This window comes from Chitinophaga skermanii (assembly GCF_003259335.1).
Lineage (GTDB): Bacteria > Bacteroidota > Bacteroidia > Chitinophagales > Chitinophagaceae > Chitinophaga > Chitinophaga skermanii.
Genome location: NZ_QLLL01000003.1, coordinates 31,051 through 50,588 on the forward strand (window position 1 = coordinate 31,051; position 19,538 = coordinate 50,588).

Genomic DNA, 19,538 nt, shown 5'->3' on the forward strand with positions numbered 1-19,538 from the left:
AGGGAACGGCTTTTGTTATTTCGCGATATGATTAAGGATTTTGATCTGCTTCTGTTAACTGTACATTGGCATTAATCTCTTTCTGTGGAATCTTTAATAACCAGCGCACATCATCCGGTTCAATCGTTACTTTATTGGGATGGTTGCCTGTTCTTACAAACGTTTTCCGCAAACGCTTATAATCAAAATACAAGCCGCCATTTTCCCCGTACATCTCTTTGCTTCTCTCTGAAAGTATCGCGTTAATCACCTCGTCTTTCGTAGCGCTCGATGCCATTTTCACCGCCGATGGATCACGTAATACTTGCAAGGTGTACAATTTATCAATCGCGTTTTGCGTTTCGCCTTTTTGTGCATACGCTTCTGCTTCAATTAATACCAGCTGGGCAGAACGGATGTACAAAAGATCTCCTTCCATTACACCCGCTGTACGCGATTTAAACTTGTTCGTATAGCGTTGGTAGAGTGGGTAAGTAGTAGGACTATACCCCGGGCTAATCAACAACGTTCTTCTTTCGTCGGTGGCTGAATAGGAATTATACAAAGCCACGTTTGCATAAATGTTTTTGTAATACCCGTTCGTTTGATCAATGTAAGAGAACTGCGAATAGTAAGTCAACGATTGGTCGGATGGTACAGGTGCACCCCAAATCCATTCAGGATTCGCCAAGCTATTAAAACCGGCTTTATATTGCGCGTTCGACATTAATGGGTAACCATTCACAGCCCCTTTTGCATTCGTAATCACTTTCTCCCATAAAGATGGTTCTGCCATGGCTAATTCTTGGTAAATCATGGCAGCAATGGCTTGTGCTACATTGAGGTTGATAATGAATTTCTCGGAACGATCGGCTGTAAGATGTGTTACAGCAAATTCAATGTCGGCTGTAATCAAAGCATATACTTCTTTCAAGCTTGCTCTTTTATTACCTTCCGCATCTTTATTCGCCGGTTCTGTATATACAGGAATACCCGGCGCATCGGGGTTCACCGCGTACGATTTTTGATATACCCTGGCCAACCAAAAGTAGCTGTATGCACGTAAAGCTCTTGCTTCCGCGATAAACTGGGTTTTCTCCTCGTCGCTGGCATCGGTAATGCCAGGGGTATTTTTGATGATGGCATTGGCGTTGTTAATCACCTTGTAGAACATATCCCATACCTGCGGCGTTCTCGAGCCATTGGCATCGCGGTTATAATAACCCTCGGCCCAAGTAGCTTCGTTCCCCCACCAATACGTACCGGCATAAATATCCAGCAAGTCGTTCCCCTTCATTTCAAAATGGAACATGGTAGTTTGTAAGCCACGGTTCGTTAAAATACCGGGGCCACCGCCACCATAACCATTGTAGTTTTCACTACGGAAGATCCAGTAAGTACCTGTTAAAGCACTTCTTGCACCGTTCTTGGTAGAGAATATAATGTTATCAGTTAAATCGCCATTCTTCGGCGTTGGCTCGTTCAAGAAATCTTTCTTACACGAGAACAACGACATCATCACGAAGGCGAGTAAAAATATATTGGATAGTTTTTTCATGTTGCTGTTCTTTTTTAGATACCCACGTTAATACCAAATGATACGAACCTATTCGGCGTTGTATTACTACTAGATGCTTGCGCATTAATACCCGAATCTGGATCAGCACCCTTCGGTGCATTCGGGAAGTACGTAAACGCATTTTGTACGTTGAAATACACGCGGGCATTTCTCAACTTAATTTTCTCCATCAAAGAAGAAGAAACGTTGTAACCAATGGTAATATTCCTCACACGCATAAAGGTATGGTCGTACAAGAAGCGGGTAGAGGTGCTGTTGGCATTATTACTCGTTGTTCTTAAAATAGATACACCGTCGGAACCAGTTTTGCCGGTACTTTGCCACCTGTTCAATAAATCAACAGATGCATTGTTACCATACGCGGTAATACCACCCATTAACGATTGGTAGTTTCCATCGTAAAACTCGCCACCCAAACCAAAGGAAGCCAAGATGGAGAAATCGAAGTTTTTGTATTTCATGTACGATGAAATACCGCCTGTATAATCTTGTAAACGGTTACCTACGTTGTATTGCGTAGCATCGCCATATACTTTGGTAGTACCTTTGGTGCCATCGGCTTTATCTACATACCAAGTGGCTTCACCATCAGTAGGATCTACACCTGCATATTCCTTCATGTAATAGTCGTACCAGCTTCTACCTTTTACTTGGGTAGTACCCGGCGCCACTTCTAATATTTCATTACGCAACTTGGTAATGTTGAACATGGTTTTCCATGTGAAATGAGGACGTTGAATGTTGATAGTTGTAATGTCGAATTCCCAACCTACGTTCTTTACACCACCCGAGTTATCGGCCACTTCGCCTACACCGGAAGAGCTAGGCAACGGGCGGTCGAATAACAAGTTATTCGATCTACGATCGAAGTAATCGAACGAACCGGTAATACGATCACGTAAAAATCCAAAGTCGATACCGATATCTACTTGGCTTGTTTTTTCCCATGACAAGAATGGGTTACCCACTGTATTAATAACAGCGCCCGGGTTTGTACCAATATTAGCCCCCGAAGAATAAGTACCTAAATAAGGGAAACTACCCGACAAAGCTTGGTTACCCGATGTACCGTAACTCGCTTTTAATTTCAACAACGATACGTCCTTCACTTGCTTAAAAAAGCCTTCTTCGTTCATATTCCAAGAAGCGCCCACTGCATAGAATACGCCCCAACGATGGTTTGCATCAAAGCGGGTAGAGCCATCTGTTCTAAGCGATGCTGTTAAGTGGTATTTCTCTTTGAAATCGTAACTCAACCTGGTGAAGTAACTTTCCAACCTGTTTTCGTCAATGCTACCCGAAGCAGAAGGAGTAGTACCATAACTTACTTCCCTTGGATAAGCGAACGTAAAGCCGGTAGTAGAAGCACCCACATTTTCTGCATAGGCTTTATACGCTTCAGAACCTGCTACCACGTTTACGTGGTGAATGGTATTGAAGTTATTATTGTAGGTAATGGTATTGGTGAAGTTTTGGGTTAAGAAGTTGGTGATGAACCTGCCGGAGTAACCGCTACTGGTTGTACCATCGCCATAGAACGGGTTCCAGAACATATCGTTCTTGGTACTATTGTAGTTCATGGTGTAGGTAGAGTTGAAAGAGAGGGTTCTGTGGAAGCGAATATTCGCGAAACCTTGTCCACTCGCTGTTAACCTGCTATAAGAAATAGGGTTCAGGGAAGTAGTGGCTGCCACGTTTTGACCTTCCGAGAATTTACGTCTATACAAGGTAGAACGTAACTCGCCCAAAGTAGCTGTATTATTACCAAAATCGTAGATCTTATTACCTTGGCCATCGAGTATAAATTCGCCGGTATTAAAATCCACTAAATGCACGGGGTAAATAGGGGCAATATTCCGGGCAAACGATAATACGTTCGATGCCCCGGCATTACCTTGGTAAGGGTAGTTTTGATCGGATTTCGAAAAGCTGGAGTTCACACCTGCTTCAAACCAATCGGTGATCTTCGTATTTAAATTCATCCTACCGGAGTAGCGGATGAAATTCGATTCTTTAATCAAGCCTTCATCGGTTAAAAAGCCGCCACCAATGAAATAGTTTGTTTTGTTCTGCGCATCGCTACCAGAGATGCTTAAAGTATAATCCCTTCTTAAACCATTGTGCAATACTTCATCTAACCAATCTTCATTCCATCTCAATTTCGCATCGCTGAGTATTTTACCATCGGCATCAAATGGCTGTGCCTTATCGAAAGGATTGTACACTAATTTCTGCGGTGTTAGTTTGGTCGCATATTCCGCCGGTGTAGTAACACCGTTCGTGGCCAGTAATGAATTGTCCCTAATGGCATCATTGCGTAAGGCTTCCCATGTAAGCTCGTAATACTGGCGTTCATTCACCGTTCTGTATTCTTTTACTGCCCTGGATGAGTAACCATTGATCACCGCGAAATCTAATTTCGGTTTGCCCTTACCCCTACGGGAAGTAATTTGCACAATACCATTGGCACCGCGCGAACCGTAAATCGATGTAGAAGAGGCATCTTTCAAGATCGTGATGGTTTCAATATCGGCAGGATTGATACTGTTTAAACTACCACTGTAAGGCGCACCATCCAACAAAATGAGGGGCGCACTACTGGCGTTAAACGAGCCTACACCCCTAATACGAATGGTGGGCTCTTCACCCGGTTGCCCCGAGCTGCTAATGGCCAATACACCACTGGAATTACCTTGTAATACGTCGGTAATTGAAGTAGCTTGAATGTCTTTGAATTGTTCACGGTTAATGGTAGTGGCCGCACCGGTAAATGCTTTTTTAGTAGTACCACCGTACCCGGTAATCACCACTTCGCCTAACTTGGTATCATCGGCCTGTAGCCTGATGAACAATGCCGTATCGGCTAAATTGCTCCGTTGTGTTTTAAACCCGATAAATGAAAATTCTAAAGGTGAATTGTCTTGCGTAGTAAGCGTGAATTGTCCGTTTCCATCTGTGAGCGCAGCTGCTTTCGTGCCTACCTGCCTGACGGTAGCACCGGGAATGGGTGAACGGTCTTTGTCGTCGACGACCGTGCCTTTCACCACTCGTTTTTGTGCAAATGCAGTTGCAACAAAAAACAAGCTAAGTACGAGGAAGAGTAGTTGTTTTTTCTTCATAATAATTTTGGTTGTAGTTTAAATCGCGCAGGGATATATTTCTATCCAAATGTAATAGATCAGGATTGCGAAGTGTTTTCTCGGATTATCTAAGCATAAACTTTTATTATCCACGTGATTTATACTTACCATGTGGTGAATGCAGTGCTATATAAATAACGCGCGCGGGGTTAAATATATGGATATGAATGTGTATTTTGATGACGGATGAATAAGACTGAATTTTACAAAATATACTTACCTGCTTTACGTAAAGCTTTAGAGGAAGATCATATCAACCTTGGTTTTTGTGTACGCTCGCCGGAATATTTCATAGTCGAAAATGTTTTGCCTGGAATAGTTCGTTTGATCGACACGGAATGGTCTGATGATGCTTTTATTATTGAAGTCGATGAGTATTTCGATGCCGTATCACATTATGCTGAAGATTATAAAGGTATTCCCATTTACATGGCTAAAGAGAACATTATACGCCAAATGCAACAAATAGCTGTTGATTTGAAAATAGCATGGCAATAAAATAGAAAAAGGTCGCCCCATGATGAACATGAAACGACCTTTTGTTTTGTTGTATGAGAAGCTTGTGGAAGTTTACCTCGATTTAATTATTTCGCATTTGAACCACCATCGATCACATATTGTGCACCGGTGATGAATTGGCTATCGTCGGAACCAAGGAATAATACAAGTTTCGCAATTTCCAATGGTGCCGCGTACCTACCTAATGGAATACCTGCTGCAAAGTTTTTCTGCATCTCGGCACCATGACCAGGTTGGTAGCCTTCTTCAATAGAACGCATCATGCGGTTATCTACCGGTGATGGGTGAATGGTATTTACACGTATTTTACGTGCAGCGGCTTCAAGTGCGGCTACTTTCATAATACCCAATGTTGCGTGCTTACTAGTTACGTACGCCACGAAATCGGGTGAGCCACCTAGTCCTGCTACAGAGGAAGTAATAATCATACTACCGCCATCATTCATTTGGGGCAATACATATTTGGCTCCTAAGAAAACGCCTTTCACGTTTACAGCCATTACTTTATCAAATACATCTTCCGGGAAATCAACAATCGGTTTTACCGCGCCTTCAATACCCGCGTTGTTAAAGAAAATATCAATCTTACCGAACTTCTTCACTGCGTCTGTTGCGTAGCGTTGTACGTCGGCTGAATTTGTTACGTCGGCAGCTACGTATGCTGCATGTTCGCCAAGGGAAGCAGCTACTTTTTTAAGTTCTTCTTCGTTGAGGTCAACCAATACTACTTTTGCTCCTTCGTCGATAAATAATTTCGCTGTTGTTTGTCCAATGCTACCTGCGCCACCTGTAATAAGGGCTACTTTGTTTTCCAATCTTTTCATAATCTTTATTCTTTAAATAGTTTACAATGCTATCCTGTATGCGCATGAAGGATGGGATATTAGAGAAGTGGGATGTGCTTCTGAATAGGATAATGCAAATATACTACTTTTAGAAAGGAGAAATGTATGACTTACATCAGGAAATCAACGCTTTAACGTTTTGTTAATGGGAGGGAATACTGACGGAAGTCAATTTGTGAAATGAAAGTAGCCACAAATATTAAACAGCCCCCGATTAACAAACGCCACGACAATGCTTCGTCTAACATAACAAAAGCCGCTAGCGCCCCAAACACCGGTTCAAACAAATAGATGATCGCTATTTTCTCTGCACTTAAATACTTTTGTGCCACGTTAGATACGGTGTACATGTAAGCCGTTGCAAACAACGCGCAATACACGATGCTCATCCAAAACCCAAGGGTCACAGGCGCCCAATTAGCACTTGTATCCAACAGCGCGTAGCAGCACGTGATCAATGCACAAGTAGCAAACATAGGCACAATCGTAGGGAAGATATTCCGCTTCGCTGCTAACCGTTCTACAAAAATCAAATACAACGAAAAAGAAACCGCGCTACCCAACGTCAATAAGTCGCCCATGGAAAGGGAGAATTGTTCCTTCATACAAATAATAAACAACCCCAATAAAGCCATTCCACTAGCCAACCACGTTTTACCCGGCAGTGCTTTGCGGTAGATGAAGGATTTAAGAATAGGCACTAAAATAACACAAGTGCCCGTAAGGAAAGAAGCTTGCGAGGCAGTGGTGTATTGCAACCCTATGGTAAGTAATAAAGTACTACCCAATAGCGGGAACGCCAACAACGCACCTGTTACTATATCGGCACGTTTAAGGCGGCGCACTGTTTTGCTAAAAATGAGTGCCAGTACCACCGTAGCCAATACATAACGGTAGAACAGGAAAGTAGCGTAAGAAGCCTGCCCAATAGCATACTTCGTAACGGAATACGAAATACCCCAAAATGCCGTGCCTACAATTAATAAAAGTAAAAACAAGTTCTTTTTACCCATACTTAGTAATGCAATAAATTGCTAATATTGTTGATTATTTATTCTTAAAATGCATCAATGGATTTACAACAAATCAAGTATTTCCTTGCACTGGCCAAAGAATTACACTTCTGGCATACAGCCGAAAAAATGAACATCACCCAGTCGGCACTCAGTAGGCACATACAAGCCTTGGAAAGTGAGCTGGATGTGCAATTATTCGACCGGAATAAACGTAGCGTGAAGCTAACCGCCGCCGGCCAGTTTTTAAAGGATAAATGGGAGATTGAATTGAGTGAAATCGGCTTCATTCACCAGTTTGCCAAACAAATACATTTGGGCGAAAGTGGTACCATTCGTATTGCTTACCCCGAGTCTATTTCCGCGTCCATTTTGCCTACTATCTTGCAAAATATCTCTAGCGCTTTCCCTTTACTGAAAATAGAATTGTTACAACTTTCGTACGATAACCAAGACGAGTACTTACTCAATTATAAAATCGACCTTGCCCTTACCCGCGATGTAGCACAATCGAGCAACATCAACGAACGCAAAATATCCACCGAACACCTATCGTTAATTGTACCGGTAAACCATCCTTTTAAAAAAGCAAAGGATATTACCACGGCATCGCTCGCGCAACAAAAATTCATCATGAGCATCAATAACAACGATAGTAGTTACAACCGCCTCATTCACCAAGTATTTGCCGATTATAAAGTAACGCCCAATATTGTGTATAATTGCGATTTTGGATCTACCATACTCGCCCTTATTCGCAAAGGCTTAGGGGTTTCTATTCTTCCCAGCTCTTACATGCACCACGAAACACCCGGTGTACGTTTTATTCAATTGCCACAGCAAACCGATCTATACTTAAACTGGCGGAAAGATGATCATAATCCCATTCTCGCCAACGTGCTCAAAAAAATTGGAAAGCGTTGATTAAACAGCCTTCACCATTTCAATATGCACGATATTATCTTCCAAGTACGTATCGCCTACGGCCACAAAGCCGAGCGATTCGTAGAACTTCAATAAATACAACTGCGCACTAATGCGAATAGGGGAGTGTCCAAACTTTTCGTAACACCCGGCAATAGATGCCTCCATTAATTTTTTGCCCAATCCAATACCTCTATGTGTAGGTGCATTTACAACGCGGCCAATAGATACATCTTCGTAGGAAATTCCTTTCGGCAATAAACGGGTGTACGCTGCCAACTGGTGATCGGCATAGTACAGTAAATGATAACTAGCCTGGTCCTTGTTATCCATATCCAAATAAGGACAGTTTTGTTCTACCACGAATACCTCGCAACGTAAACGCAATACCTCGTACAGCTCTTGTGTAGTTAATGCACTAAATGGTTTAATAATATATCGTAACTCCATAACTAGCGCAAAAGTAAGTAGCCTATTAATGCTATAAAATGCTTTTTTGCCATCATGTGATGCGGTAAATGCATTAATAATGAATGTTATATTGGTGGGTGTATCCTGTTTCGTATGCTGCCTAAGCAATACCTGGCGTTTTGTCGTGTTCTTCTGCACCCTTTATCGTGCCTTTCTACTATTTTCCATGTAAATCCTAGGTACTTTCCAAGTAAATTCCATGTATTTTCTATGTAAGTGCCAAGTGACAATATGCTATCTGATCAATCATCGCCTTGTATTTCAATAGAAAGCGTGTTGTTACTTTTTTTGCTTTTTACTTTAGATAGCCTTACCGGCTATTTGTCATATAGTGAATATGTCATGTCGAGCGTATGGCAGCTGCTTGTTACTGCGGTGAAAAACATAATAATCGATGGGATGAATGCTGTATATATAGCGAGTTTAAATATGCTTTGGCATGATATGAATCCGGCATGTTAGGCCCCAAATTTGACGTTGTTAGGTGGTAAAATTTGTTTTATTAACCTTCAATCTACATCCATGAGTAAAGCGTTATACCTTCATCCTAAGCACTTGCAGAAAGTGTCTTTTTATCCAACAGCGAATGGCTACCTTACCACTACAAAGCAGCGAAAAGCTACGAACTGGGAGCATGCTTGTTATGATAAAATTCGTGCCCACCGTAAAGAATTTGGCCGCGCTGCACAAACCGCCGCCCAAGTACGGTTGGCTTTCAAGCAAATTATTGAATTAATACCCGATAAAACGATGTACCGTCGTTTCTCTTCCCAGTTATTGTCTATCATTAAAAACGATCATACCAACATAAGGGGAGAACGTACGGTAGAAGCGGGCGATGTAACCGCATTAACACGGTTCGAATTCAACAATGACGCTTATTTTCACCGTATTTTTAAAGCAAAGTATGCTGTAGCGTTTGATCGCACCACGGGCCGCGCACAAGTACAAATACCCGCCTTCAAACCAAGCAGCGAAGTACGCATCCCAAAGAATGCCACCCACTTTAAACTAGTGGCAGTAGCACAAGCGATCAATTTCGAGACCTGCGATGCGCAATCCAAATACACTTCCACCACGGCATTCCCATTAGATAGTACATTGAAAGATGATATTACGCTAGAGCTACAGCTACCTGCACACGATCCTCGCCACGTATTCATCTCCATAGGCATCGAGTTCGTAGAACACCTCCATGGTCGCGAATATGCCGTACGAGGCGGGCATGAAAATGCCATGAGTATTGCCGGGGTGTACACTAAAGTGGCTCATACCACGGTGGTGCAAACAGGAAAATGTATACCGGCTATAGTGGCTATCCGCCAACAGGCGAAGCAACAAGTAGACGTGGTAACACCCGTTCCGCCCAAGGTAACACCCAAACCTACGATGGCTACCCAGCCGGTTCGTCGCAACAAAATTCCTTCCTTCATTCATCCCCCCACCAACAAATCCAAACGTAAGCAGGTAACGCTACAGCCTGCCATTGTTCCCATAGAATAAAAACGTATATCCACCACGGTTAGCATGGCTTGGTACAAGGTACGAGGCTGGGCGAACTATGCCCATGAACGAGCATTTTGTTAAATAGTCTTAAAATTTTAATCCAAACCGCACCTTTCCGTGTTACTCTTTTTCTAAGCATAAGCCTCCGATCATGAGAAAATTGGGATTTATAGTATGGATCACAGTATGCTGGGTTGTACAACATGCCAATGCGCAAGATTCGAGCCGGTGGACATTAGAAGAATGTATAGCGTATGCCAAGCAACATAATATTAGCATCAATACCCTCCGGTTAACAAGAGCCTCCTCCAATGAAGATGTGCTGCAAGCCCGTGCCGCACGTATTCCCAGCTTGGCGGGTTCGGCTTCGCAATCGTTTACCAATAGTAAGAATGCCGATCCTGTTATTGGTGGCTTCCAAACCCAATCGAGCTGGGCCGGGAATTACGGCGTAAATACCTCCGTTACGCTCTTTAACGCAGGGTACTTACAAAACAGCTACAAGGAAAAGAAACTTTTGCTACAATCGGCCGACCTCAACATCCTGCAAACCGAAAACGATATCACCCTACAACTTACCCAAGCTTTCTTACAAGCTTTGTTAACGCGCGAGAATATCGTTTACCTGCAAGATGTACTGGAAACTTCCAATGCCCAACTCACTCAAGCGAAGCAACGCTACGATGCAGGCAGTATCGCGAAAAAAGACTACCTCACTTTCGAAGCACAAGTAGCCGCAGATGAGTATAACCTCGTGGCCGCAAAGAACACGTACCGCAATAACTTGCTCACCATTCAACAACTACTTCAAATTCCCATGGAAAGCGATTTCGATATCCTCGTGGAAGATAAAGTTGAAATACCCGTTGATGCACCGCCGCTAGATACTGCTATTAACGTGGCTATGCGCACCCGCCCGGAAGTACAAAACAGTCAACTCGCCATCGAGATTGCCAAAATCCAAATACGCATGGCTAGGGCAGGGCATTACCCCACGGTAAGCCTCGGCGGTACTTTATCTACGGGGTATACCGATAATACCACGGAAGCATATTTCAACCAGTTGAATAATAACTTCTACCAACGGGCCTCGCTCACGGTAGGGATTCCCATCTTCTCCAATAGAACGGTGAGAACGGCGGAGAATAAAGCAAAAATTAATCTTTCCCAATCCAACTTGAATTTACTGAATACGCGCACGTTGCTTACCCAAGCAATCGAGCAAGCATATATCGGGTTGTTGAACGCGGAAAGTCAATATAGCGCAGCGCAAAAACAAGTAACATCCACAGAAGAAGCCTATAGAATTGTGCAAGCGCAATTACGTTTAGGCGGGGCGAACTTGGTGGAGCTTTTACAACAGAAGAATTTGTACATACAAAGTATGCAAGCTTTTCTGCAAGCGAAATATGCAAACATTCTACAACGCAAGATATACGACTATTACATGGGCATAGCCGTTACACTTTAAGAACGATAAATTAGGTAAGTAATGAAAAAATATAAATGGCTCATTATTGTACTTGTAGCAGTGCTGGCGATCGCGCTGGTTTGGTTTTTCTTCTTACGAAAACCCGCACAGCAAGTAGTTTTCGAAACGGAACATCCTACAAGAGGCAGCATTTCTAATTCCGTTACCGCCACCGGTTCTATTCAACCCGTAGATACCGTGTCGGTAGGTACGCAAATTTCTGGTACAGTAAAGGCCATCTTCACCGATTTTAATCAAACTGTGAAGAAAGGACAGCTCATTGCCGAGATTGATAAATCGTTGCTACAAGCTACGGTCGATCAAATTACGGCCAACCTCACTTCTGCCAAAGATCAACTCGTTTATCAAACACAAAACTATAACCGCCAAAAGCAATTATTCGATGTAGGGGCTATCAGTAGGGCCGATTACGAAACTGCTACTTATTCTTACAATGTTGCCAAGGCGAGCGTAGCCAGCTTACAAGCGCAACTACGTTCCGCCAAACAGAATTTATCTTTCGCCGATATTTTCTCGCCTATTGATGGCGTGGTGATGTACCGGAACGTAAGCATTGGTCAAACCGTGGCCTCCAGTTTCAATACGCCCACGCTGTTTGTAATTGCGAAAGATTTAACAAAAATGCAAGTACAAGCCAGCGTAGATGAAGCCGATATCGGCAATGTACAAAAAGGCTTACAGGTAACCTTCACGGTAGATGCTTACCCCGAAGATGTGTTCAAAGGTTCCGTGAAAGATATTTGGCTGCGCCCTTCTATCAGTTCTAACGTGGTTACCTATAACACCATCATCGAAACAGCGAATGAAGATATGAAGCTGAAACCGGGTATGACAGCCAATATTACCATTTACACGAAACTAGTAGAAGATGCCGTGTTAATCAGCGCCCGCGCCCTTCAATTCAAACCCGATTCAAGTATGCTCGGTAAAACATACAATATTATACCCGGCCCGCCCCATCCCAGGAAGAAAGAGAACGATACGAGTAGCATTAAACATGCGTCGGTATGGGTGAAGCAAGATTCGAATATCGTAAGAAAAACCATTACGATCGGTATGAACGACGAAACACATGTACAAGTACTCAATGGCCTCACCACGGAAGATAACGTGATCACCGATGCTACGCTTGTAAGCGCTAAAGAAGCGAAAGGGAATCAACAAGTGAAGAGCCCGTTCATGCCTAGTAGGCCACGGGGTAACCAAAGAAGAAACTAATGGCAGGAGAGAAATACATATTACATACAGAGCACCTGGAACGCCATTTTCAAGTGGGTATCGAGGTGGTGAAAGCATTGAAAGGCGTTACTTTCAGCGTAGAACCCGGCGAGTTTTTAACCATTATGGGTAGCAGCGGCTCGGGTAAAACTACGTTGCTGAATATTCTCGGCTGTTTGGATAAACCTACAGGTGGCACCTATTTACTCGACGGGGTAGAGATAAGTGGTTTAAGCAGGAATGACTTAGCCCGGTTACGTAACCACAAAATAGGCTTCGTGTTCCAGTCGTACAACCTGCTGCCGCGTACAACGGCGCTAGAGAACGTAGAATTGCCTTTGCTGTATAATGCCGAGATTTCTACCCACGAAAGAAAGGAACGGGCCATAAAGGCCCTAGAAGCAGTGAAACTGGGCGATCGTTTAGATCATACGCCCAACCAGTTATCGGGTGGGCAACAACAAAGGGTAGCCATTGCCCGTGCCTTGGTAAACGAACCGGTGATGATTTTAGCGGATGAAGCAACGGGTAACCTCGATAGTAGAACCTCGTACGAGATCATGGCCTTGTTCCAAGAGCTGAACCAAGTAGATAAAAAAACAATCGTATTCGTTACGCACGAACCCGATATCGCCGCGTTTAGCAGCAGAACGGTGTTCCTCCGTGATGGGAAGGTGTTGAAAGATACCTTCAACAATGATATTAAATCCGCCCGCGAGGCGTTAGATAATTTACCACCGGCAGACGATTATTAACCGTAAGAGTAAGAGATGAGTATTTTCAATCTACTGCGCATTGCCCTTAAAGCTTTGCAACGAAACAAACTCAGGGCATTTTTAACGATGTTGGGCATCATCATTGGTGTGGCAGCGGTAATTGCTATGGTGGCCATTGGCCAAGGTTCGAAACAAAGCATCCAAGACCAACTGTCGAGCATGGGTTCTAACATGATTACCATTCGCCCCAGTTCCAATATTTCGCCCGGTGGCGGTGCCCGCTTAGATGCCAGTTCTTTACAAACCCTTACCCTCGACGATGTAAAAGCCATTCAAAAACAAGCAACGTATATATCCAGTATTTCCCCGGCCGTATCCTCAAAAGGACAAGCGATTAACGGCGCCTTCAACTGGCCTACCACCATCCAAGGCGTTACGCCTGGTTACTTAGAGATCCGCGATTGGAAAACCAAGCAAGGCGTAGTGTTTTCGGATGAAGATGGTACCAGTGCCGCGAAAGTGTGCTTGATTGGTCAAACCGTGTACGAAAACCTCTTTTCACCCGGCGATGATCCTATTGGGAAAATTATTCGTTTCAATAGAATCCCTTTTAAAATAATTGGGTTATTAGCCGAGAAAGGGGAGAATGCTTTTGGACAAGACCAAGACGATATTATTATTGCCCCCTTTGCCACTGTACAAAAACGTTTACTAGCCATTACTTACATACAAAACATTTATGCTGCCGCCTTGAATGAAAACGTAACGGAACAAGCTACAGCAGAAATAAGTAGTATTCTCCGTAAAACCCACAAGTTGAAAGATACCGACGATGATGATTTTATGGTACGTACACAAGCAGAGTTGATCAATACGTTCAGCTCTACGAGTCAATTACTCACCGTGCTATTAACCGCTATCGCGGCTATTTCTTTGTTAGTAGGTGGAATTGGCATCATGAACATCATGTACGTGTCGGTAACTGAACGTACGAAAGAAATCGGTTTGCGCATGTCGATTGGTGCGCGGGGGATCGATATTTTGTTGCAATTCCTTACGGAAGCGATATTAATTAGCATTACGGGCGGTATACTAGGCGTGTTGCTAGGTATTTCCACGGCGAAGCTCATTACCATTTTCTTAAAGTGGCCCACCTTGGTATCGGAATCGTCGATCATATTATCCTTTGCGGTTTGTACGATAACGGGTGTATTCTTCGGTTATTATCCTGCCTTAAAAGCGTCGAGGCTAGATCCTATTGAGGCCTTGCGGTACGAATAAATTAATCTTGTGTAGTGCGGTGGCATTACAGTGGGCATTGTTAATTTCGGAACTGTGTAACATGTACCGTGTTCATCGTCCATTAATTATGTAAGCCTATTATGAAACTAAAACGCACTACAGTAGAGGTCATTTCCCTCTTGTTAATCCTATTGTTTGTTTATACTGCTACTTCTAAGTGGATTGATCCTCCACGATTTACCGCCCAATTAAACAAGCAGCCTTTCGGCGAGGAATTTACACCTTGGTTGTTTTGGCTGATCCCTGGTTCGGAAGTGTTACTGGTAATACTGCTGGTAATACCGAAAACGCGCACCTTGGGGTTGTTTGGCTCCGCCTTATTAATGTTGATATTCACCGTGTATGTAGGGCTTGTTACGGCCAACGTGTTTGAGCATGTGCCTTGTACTTGTGGTGGTATCATATCGCAACTGGGTTGGCCACAGCACTTGGTGATGAACAGTATATTTTTAGCGTTGGCAATATGGGCATTTATATGGAATAGAAAACTGCCGGTGGAACAAGCGCCTACGAAACTGGCTAGTGCATAATAAAAAAAATAAAACTATTTTTTTTCACTTCCTTAAACTATCTTTATGAAAAGAAGACAAATATTCGTTACCCTAGCTGTAATTATATTGGGCATGTCTTACGCTATAGCAGGTGCTATGGAAAAGCGTATTGTTCACTCTTATGGCATTATTAGTGTTGTGAATATAAGTGGGGTTGATTACTACTACGTTGATCCTGTTCCTTTAGAAACACAGATCGAAGGCGTAGATTACACTTGTACCGGTACGAACAACTGGCCTTGCTCTGTGGATGCCCGCGTGTTACCACAATCAAGAGGAGGATTCAGTCATACTTTACCTACATCAGGTTCTAGCATTGTAGGTGTAAGTGCTTACCGTTATTTTTCAAGATAAGGCATTTCTGAACGGTTTAATAATCCAGTTCGGCCCAAGTCTGTATAGCAGCTTGGGCTTTTTTTTATGCTTACATGTTTATTGTAGAAATTACACAATTATAAGAATTCGTTGTATCTTCGTCGCCGTAAAATATTGGACACACAAGTATGTTCCATTTAACCTAAGCACCCTAATTATTAAACGACATGTACACAATTGAATGGTTGAAAGCGAATTTCAATGAAGGAAAAGATGCCGAATTTTTGTTTTTCTGGGGCCATACGCCTAAATCTCCACAAAGCATAGATGCAAGTTGTTTTTCCCAATGGTTTCCTGCGTCTTTTACAGTAGAAGGCATTACCTACAAAACCGCCGAACACTGGATGATGGCAGAGAAAGCACGCCTATTTAACGACGAAGAAATGCTAGCCGAGATATTGGCCGCCGATAAACCGGCCGTAGCCAAAGCCTTGGGTCGTAAAGTAAAAAACTTTGATCCCGCCAAGTGGACAGCCCATGCTTACGCAATAGTAAAAAAAGGTACCTATCACAAGTTCCAACAAAACGAAGCAATGAAAGCTTGCTTGCTGAAAACAGGTGATAAAATTCTCGTAGAGGCCAGCCCATTTGATGACATTTGGGGCATCGGGATGGGAAAAGACAACCCGAAAGCACTGCACGTAGATACCTGGCGCGGACAAAACCTACTTGGCTTTATATTAACCGAAGTGCGCGACGAATTCCGTAAAGCCTAGCACTCATTAGTAATTGGGTACATCCAACGGTGTAACCCAATTATTTCCCTAATTTCGCCCTATGTCGATCATCCCGAACATGCGAGCAATATTCAAACCCGTACAACCGCTCATACAACACGCCGACACCGGTGTACAATACAAAGAGTATTGGCCCGACGAACATTTACAGTCGTTGATTTATTGTTATTGGGAATTGTATACAACCGTGCCTTTACTCCAAGATTTTTTATACCGGGTAGTAGCCGATGGTTGTATGGATATTTTCTTCGATCGGCGTAATCCTTCGGATGCTTACGTAATGGGATTTAGTGATCGGTATACAGCGTTCCCGGTTGGCCGGGATTTTCATTACATCGGCATACGATTCTTACCTACCATGTTTCCCCAGCTTTTCAATGTACAAGCGCATGAACTTGCACAACAAGCTACCTTGTTACAAGATGTAATTCCCCAAACGGCCAAGTTTTTAGCAAGTAGTAACATAGAGGTCGTGGATATGTCCGCTATCATGGAACAGCTTGATGCACATTTCTTGCGTATCCTTTTACAACGGGAAATAAAAATTGATACCCGGTTGTACGAATCGTTGGAGAAAATTATGAAGGCCGATACCCACCTGCACATAGAAAAAGACCTTCAAGAAGGCATTAGTGCCCGTCAATTACGCCGCTTGTTTGAACGTTATATTGGCGATACACCCAAAACCTTCCAAAAGATTGTGCGTTTCCAAAAAATGCTCCAAGGCAAACCTTCTCACCAAGCCCTACGCCGGCACTTGCATTACTTAGATGCGGGGTATTACGACCAAGCGCACTTCATCAAAGAATTCAAAACCCTCTATGGCTTAACGCCGAATAAAGTATTCGAAAAGTAAGTTGTCCGTTTTTTACAATACCGGGATGTTTACACCTGCTAATTTTGTGTTCAATACAAAGCATATGAAACACATCATTACAGTTATTTTATTATTCATCAATATCACATTACAAGCACAATCAAAACCCATGCACATGAAACTAAATGCAGGCATTATTACATCCGAAATCGCCGCCACAAAGAAGTTCTACACGGAAGTGCTTAATTTTGGTGTTACCTTCGAGAACGAGTTTTATCTCTTGCTTCATACGCCAGGTAAATCGGCCGAATTGAGTTTCTTACTACCTAATCATCCTTCACAACAACCCTTATTTCAATCACCGTTTCAAGGCAAAGGTGTATATCTCACCATCGAAGTACCGAATGTAGATGAAGTATATAAGACCCTTAAAGAGAAAAAGGTGCCGATTAAAATTGAACTAAGAAACGAACCATGGGGCGATCGCCATTTTGCCATACAAGATCCGAACGGGGTGGGCATTGATATTGTAACGTATTCGCAACCGGAATAGGGAATGAATATAGAAGTGATGTATCGGAGCATTTCCCTGGACTGATTATTTCGGATGTATGGGCTACGGATCGAACGCCCGCATCGCTAGGTGGCGTACACGAGATGGAGAATAGTGCATTCCCGCAAACGCCGCCAACAGGTACTTATTTCCGGTATGTGCAAATTCCGCCGGATAAAGATTTGGGTATTGAAGCACCTATTGGGCAGCCTCATCCATTAATGCACGAAACGGCTACTTTGGATTATATCGTGATATTATCAGGAACGTTGTATTTGATCATGGAGGAAGGCGAAACGTTATTGCAGCCAGGGGATATTGTAATTCAAAGAGGAACGAACCATGCATGGAGTAACCGATCCGATCAGCCGGTGATTCAATTGGCCGTGTTAATAGGCGCGGAGAAGTCATAAAAAAAGCGTCTCTACCGGTAGAGACGCTTTTTTGCTATGATAGCACATTATTTAAGGGCAAGTAGATTTGTCTTTCTCGCCATCGGAATTATAGATCACCAACATCATTTGCAGGCCAGGTATAGCTTGGTCGTACACTTCGATCTTTGCACCTTGTGTTTGTTTGGCGATAGCATCTAGCGCTTCGGCAGGTTTGCCTTTTAACATGCCTACATTCTCGATATCTGCTACTTTCTCGCCTGGCGCGCTTGCTTTGCAATGCACGTATTGTGTGCCAATTAGCATCACCGCGTTTCGCCATTGTGATGCTTCGCCTTGGATATTCATGGCGAAAGCCGATTTATTCGCAGGGTTTACGTGGGCCACTTCGAAGGCACCGAAATATTTAGGCGTTTCGTATCGTTGGTTAATGAAGACGTCGATTTCTTGGAAGGCTTTGTACATTTCCGCGTCGCGGTTTTTGGGCGCTTTAGGCGTCCTGTTCAGGAGGATGCGCAATAATTGCATGCCTTCGCTGGTATCGCGGAAGTTCTTTTGCAGGTAGGTTTGTATTTCAAACCCGGCCGTCATTACTTCGTTTTTAGAAGCGCTAGGCGGTAGGTTCATGAAAATATTCCTAAGTTCTTGCGGGTAGCGGTAAAAGCGGCTGAGCACTTGTAAAGCCGACGTCCAATAAGGAATACGGTTTTTGTCGACTTCAAAATCTAAGCCCCAGAAGTGAATTTGTTGGTTAGGCGGCAAGGTTTGTTGCAAAGCATACGCTTTCTGCCAAAATGCCTTTTGCTCGCAAGTAGTGGCCAATTGTTCCAGGAGGAACTTATCGCCTGTTTTCATATAGCCATTGGCAATAATGCTATAAGAGAAGGGCATTTCTAGCAACACATGCCGAAAGCCTTTCTTTGATAACTGTTCGATTATATCGTACTGTAAAGCCTTGTTAACCCCTACATTATGTACTTCCGATAGTAATACCACCTTCGTACTATCACCGGGTTGCACAGGGATATGGATGTTTTGTGCTGTTGCGGATCGCATAAATAAAACACTCACCAGCAGGCATAAGCAACTTACTACTTTTTGTTTCATGAATTTGGATGATTGCTTTCTAAAGGGCTCAATAATACAAAAAATAGCCTAAAAGAAGGTTAACTTTTGCTTAAAATACCCTTGTAGTCTACTTATTGCCTACCTGTAGCAGTATGAAATGCTATATTTAGCCTTTGGGGGTAGGCGGAAAAGATGGTACATACCTACCGGTATAATTGCGAAATTATTCTACATAGAAAGTGAAAAATTACCCGGGCTATTGAGCGGGATGGGGAACGTGTAATAATCATATCCTGCAGAAAGTAAATGGTTAGGATGGCTAATAATGAAGAGGTGTAAGC

Annotated in this window: 19 protein-coding genes; 13 read left to right on the forward strand and 6 right to left on the reverse strand. The window is 43.1% G+C overall.

Annotation, left to right across the window (positions count from 1 at the left end):
• Positions 1-31: 31 nt before the first annotated feature.
• Together LX64_RS07870 and LX64_RS07875 are read right to left on the reverse strand one after the other, a co-directional pair.
• Positions 32-1,537 carry a RagB/SusD family nutrient uptake outer membrane protein gene (locus LX64_RS07870; RefSeq protein WP_111597100.1) on the reverse strand — a complete coding sequence of 502 codons (1,506 nt, stop codon included), beginning with the start codon at positions 1,535-1,537 and terminating at the stop codon, positions 32-34.
• A gap of 14 nt (positions 1,538-1,551) precedes the next feature.
• A complete protein-coding gene (locus LX64_RS07875; RefSeq protein ID WP_111597101.1) occupies positions 1,552-4,677 on the reverse strand; it encodes a SusC/RagA family TonB-linked outer membrane protein in 3,126 nt (1,041 codons plus the stop codon).
• A 207-nt stretch (positions 4,678-4,884) separates the two neighbouring features.
• Here LX64_RS07875 and LX64_RS07880 point away from each other — a divergent pair, with 207 nt between their 5' ends.
• On the forward strand, positions 4,885-5,196 hold the full coding sequence (locus tag LX64_RS07880; RefSeq protein ID WP_111597102.1) for a protein kinase family protein: 312 nt from the start codon (positions 4,885-4,887) through the stop codon (positions 5,194-5,196).
• A gap of 86 nt (positions 5,197-5,282) precedes the next feature.
• On the opposite strand, the gene LX64_RS07885 is transcribed toward LX64_RS07880, so the two are convergent.
• On the reverse strand, positions 5,283-6,041 hold the full coding sequence (locus LX64_RS07885) for an SDR family NAD(P)-dependent oxidoreductase (RefSeq protein ID WP_111597103.1): 759 nt from the start codon (positions 6,039-6,041) through the stop codon (positions 5,283-5,285).
• Positions 6,042-6,193: 152 nt separating this feature from the next.
• Positions 6,194-7,075, reverse strand: coding sequence for a DMT family transporter (locus LX64_RS07890; RefSeq protein ID WP_111597104.1), 882 nt, complete (start codon positions 7,073-7,075; stop codon positions 6,194-6,196).
• A gap of 57 nt (positions 7,076-7,132) precedes the next feature.
• On the opposite strand from LX64_RS07890, the gene LX64_RS07895 reads away from it, so the two are divergent.
• Complete coding sequence (locus LX64_RS07895; RefSeq protein WP_111597105.1) at positions 7,133-7,999, forward strand: LysR family transcriptional regulator; 867 nt, start codon at positions 7,133-7,135, stop codon at positions 7,997-7,999.
• On the opposite strand, the gene LX64_RS07900 is transcribed toward LX64_RS07895, so the two are convergent.
• Positions 8,000-8,449, reverse strand: coding sequence for a GNAT family N-acetyltransferase (locus LX64_RS07900; protein ID WP_111597595.1), 450 nt, complete (start codon positions 8,447-8,449; stop codon positions 8,000-8,002).
• A 543-nt stretch (positions 8,450-8,992) separates the two neighbouring features.
• Here LX64_RS07900 and LX64_RS07910 point away from each other — a divergent pair.
• The 11 genes from LX64_RS07910 (at position 8,993) to LX64_RS07960 (ending at position 18,150) form a co-directional block, all read left to right on the forward strand.
• Positions 8,993-9,973, forward strand: a complete 981-nt coding sequence (locus LX64_RS07910; RefSeq protein ID WP_111597107.1) for a hypothetical protein — start codon at positions 8,993-8,995, stop codon at positions 9,971-9,973.
• 154 nt (positions 9,974-10,127) lie between these two features.
• On the forward strand, positions 10,128-11,447 hold the full coding sequence (locus tag LX64_RS07915) for a TolC family protein (RefSeq protein ID WP_111597108.1): 1,320 nt from the start codon (positions 10,128-10,130) through the stop codon (positions 11,445-11,447).
• Positions 11,448-11,468: 21 nt separating this feature from the next.
• Complete coding sequence (locus LX64_RS07920; RefSeq protein WP_111597109.1) at positions 11,469-12,686, forward strand: efflux RND transporter periplasmic adaptor subunit; 1,218 nt, start codon at positions 11,469-11,471, stop codon at positions 12,684-12,686.
• Positions 12,686-13,441 carry an ABC transporter ATP-binding protein gene (locus tag LX64_RS07925; RefSeq protein WP_111597110.1) on the forward strand — a complete coding sequence of 252 codons (756 nt, stop codon included), beginning with the start codon at positions 12,686-12,688 and terminating at the stop codon, positions 13,439-13,441. Before LX64_RS07920 ends, LX64_RS07925 begins: the two co-directional genes overlap by 1 nt.
• Before the next feature lie 15 nt (positions 13,442-13,456).
• Complete coding sequence (locus tag LX64_RS07930; protein ID WP_111597111.1) at positions 13,457-14,683, forward strand: ABC transporter permease; 1,227 nt, start codon at positions 13,457-13,459, stop codon at positions 14,681-14,683.
• A 101-nt stretch (positions 14,684-14,784) separates the two neighbouring features.
• The gene (locus LX64_RS07935; protein WP_111597112.1) at positions 14,785-15,234 is read left to right on the forward strand and encodes a MauE/DoxX family redox-associated membrane protein; all 450 of its coding nucleotides are present in this window, start codon (positions 14,785-14,787) and stop codon (positions 15,232-15,234) included.
• Positions 15,235-15,279: 45 nt separating this feature from the next.
• Complete coding sequence (locus LX64_RS07940) at positions 15,280-15,609, forward strand: hypothetical protein (RefSeq protein ID WP_111597113.1); 330 nt, start codon at positions 15,280-15,282, stop codon at positions 15,607-15,609.
• 188 nt (positions 15,610-15,797) lie between these two features.
• On the forward strand, positions 15,798-16,346 hold the full coding sequence (locus tag LX64_RS07945) for an NADAR family protein (RefSeq protein ID WP_111597114.1): 549 nt from the start codon (positions 15,798-15,800) through the stop codon (positions 16,344-16,346).
• Positions 16,347-16,407: 61 nt separating this feature from the next.
• Entirely contained in the window at positions 16,408-17,223 is an 816-nt protein-coding gene (locus tag LX64_RS07950) for an AraC family transcriptional regulator (RefSeq protein WP_111597115.1), read from the forward strand.
• Between the two features lie 64 nt (positions 17,224-17,287).
• Positions 17,288-17,737, forward strand: coding sequence for a VOC family protein (locus tag LX64_RS07955; RefSeq protein ID WP_211324771.1), 450 nt, complete (start codon positions 17,288-17,290; stop codon positions 17,735-17,737).
• Between the two features lie 104 nt (positions 17,738-17,841).
• On the forward strand, positions 17,842-18,150 hold the full coding sequence (locus LX64_RS07960; RefSeq protein ID WP_111597116.1) for a cupin domain-containing protein: 309 nt from the start codon (positions 17,842-17,844) through the stop codon (positions 18,148-18,150).
• A 51-nt stretch (positions 18,151-18,201) separates the two neighbouring features.
• Here the strand turns inward: LX64_RS07960 and LX64_RS07965 are convergent, their stop codons facing one another.
• Positions 18,202-19,236, reverse strand: a complete 1,035-nt coding sequence (locus LX64_RS07965) for a TraB/GumN family protein (protein ID WP_148707241.1) — start codon at positions 19,234-19,236, stop codon at positions 18,202-18,204.
• Positions 19,237-19,538 lie beyond the last annotated feature (302 nt).